Source organism: Roseomonas sp. TAS13 (assembly GCF_001950415.1).
GTDB lineage: Bacteria > Pseudomonadota > Alphaproteobacteria > Acetobacterales > Acetobacteraceae > Roseomonas > Roseomonas mucosa.
Window position 1 is genome coordinate 1 of the sequence record NZ_BDLP01000560.1, and the last position, 2033, is coordinate 2033.

The following is a 2033-nucleotide window of genomic DNA, read 5'->3' on the forward strand; positions in this document are numbered from 1 at the left end:
ATCAAGAGACAGGGCCTGCCGCCCGCGCGCGGCGCTGCTCTGGCTGCAGCACTGGCAGCTCTGGGGCGCCGGGGCGCTGCTGCTGGGGCTCTGGGCCTTTCTCGGTGGCCCGGCCCCCGCCCGCATCGCCGCCGTGGCACTCGGGGTCATCGCGGTGCTGAACTACAATGCCAGCTGGGGGATGCTGGGCGCCGTGCTGGGCGCCTGGGCCTGGATCGGTGACGCCATGCGCCCCCGCCGCCCGGCCTGACGGCGGGGGCGGGGCACGGCGCTTGCAAGTCGCGCCGGCAGGTGTTGCCTCCCGATCCAGGAGATCCTCATGCGCCGCCGCCGCTTTCTCGCCTCCGCCACCGGCCTGGCCACCGCGCCGCTCCTGGCCGGCCCGGCACTCGCCCAGGCGGAGGGCAGCCGCCGCCTCCGCTTCGTGCCCTCGGTGGACCTTTCCACCATCGACCCGCTCTGGAGCGCGGCGGTGGTGGCCTATACCCATGGCTACATGGTCTGGGACACACTCTATGGCCTGACCCTGGACCAGCAGCCGAAGCCGCAGATGTGCGAGGGGCATACGCTGTCGGAGGACCGGCGCGTCTGGACCTTCACCCTGCGCGAGGGGCTGTTCTTTCATGACGGGGAGCCGGTGCGCGCCCTGGACTGCGTCGCCTCGCTGCGCCGCTGGATGGAGAAGGACCCGTTCGGTCAGAGCATCGCCGCCATCCTGGTCGAGGCGAAGCCGCTCGACGACCGGCGCTTCCAGCTCGCGCTGAACAAGCCCTTCGGCCTGCTGCTCTTCGCCATCGCCGCGCGCAGCGTCTTCGTCATGCCCGAGCGGATCGCGAAGACTCCCGCCAGCCAGCAGATCAAGGAGGTGATCGGCAGCGGCCCCTACCGCTTCCTGGCCGACGAGTGGCAGACCGGCGCGCATGCGGGCTATGCCCGCTTCGACCGCTACCGCCCCCGCGCGGAAGCGCCGGACATGATGAGTGGCGGCAAGCAGGCGCATTTCGACCGGATCGACTGGATCACCCAGCCCGACCCGGCCACCGCCGCCGCCGCGCTGCAACGGGGCGAGGTGGACTGGGTGGAGCGCCCGTTGCTCGACCTGCTGCCGATGCTACGGAAGAGCGCCGGAGTGAAGACCGACAAGCTCGATGTTTTCGGCGCCCTGGGCATCCTGCGCTTCAACCAGCTCCTGCCGCCCTTCGACAATCCGAAGCTGCGCCAGGCTCTGCTGCCGGGGGTGAGCCAGGAGGAGGTGGTGGCCGCCGCCGTGGGCGAGGAGAAGGCCTATGGCAACGTCCCGGTCGGCTTCTTCCCCGAGGGCAGCCCGATGGCCAACGATGCCAGGCTCGGCGTGCTCGCCGGCCCGCGCGACCTGGCCCGTGCCCGGCAACTGGTGAAGGAGGCGGGCTACAAGGGCGAGCGGATCGTGATGATGGCGCCCTCCGACCTGGCGCAGATCATGGCGGCCAGCCAGGTAATGCTGGACCAGCTCACCAAGATGGGGCTGAACATCGATTTCCAGGTGATGGACTGGGGCACCATGCTGTCCCGCATGGCGAAGAAGGACCCGATCGACCAGGGTGGCTGGAACTGCTTCGTCACCACCTGGGCCTCGCTTTCCGTGGCCACGCCGGGCAGCTCCTATCCGCTGCGTTCCGCCGGAGCCTCGTCCTGGGCCGGCTGGCCGGACGACCCGAAGCTGGAGGCGCTGCGCGGCCAGTGGATGGATGCGCCCGATACCGCTGCCGCCCAGGCGATCTGCCGCGAGATCCAGCAGCAGGCCTTCACCTCGCTGCCCTATATCCCCATCGGACAGTGGACCTCGGCATCGGCCTATCGCGACACGTTGTCGGGCACGTTGAAGGCCCCCTACGCGCTGTTCTGGAACGTCCGAAAAAACGCCTGATAAAGCGATGGCGCCGGGGGGAACGCCCCGCCCCCGTCACTCCGCCGTGGCGCGGGCTGGGCGGAGCGCCTTTCCGGTCGCCTCCGCCCGCCGTCGCAGGCGCAGCAGGGCCGGCGCCGCGAGGCCC

1 protein-coding gene and 1 pseudogene are annotated in these 2033 nt (G+C 70.6%); both read left to right on the forward strand.

Translation table 11 applies throughout. The features are described from left to right. A pseudogene (locus ROTAS13_RS27540) lies at positions 1–250 on the forward strand (hypothetical protein); the annotation flags it as partial. A 69-nt stretch (positions 251–319) separates the two neighbouring features. Next, positions 320–1906 carry an ABC transporter substrate-binding protein gene (locus ROTAS13_RS23560; RefSeq protein WP_019462301.1) on the forward strand — a complete coding sequence of 529 codons (1587 nt, stop codon included), beginning with the start codon at positions 320–322 and terminating at the stop codon, positions 1904–1906. Positions 1907–2033 lie beyond the last annotated feature (127 nt).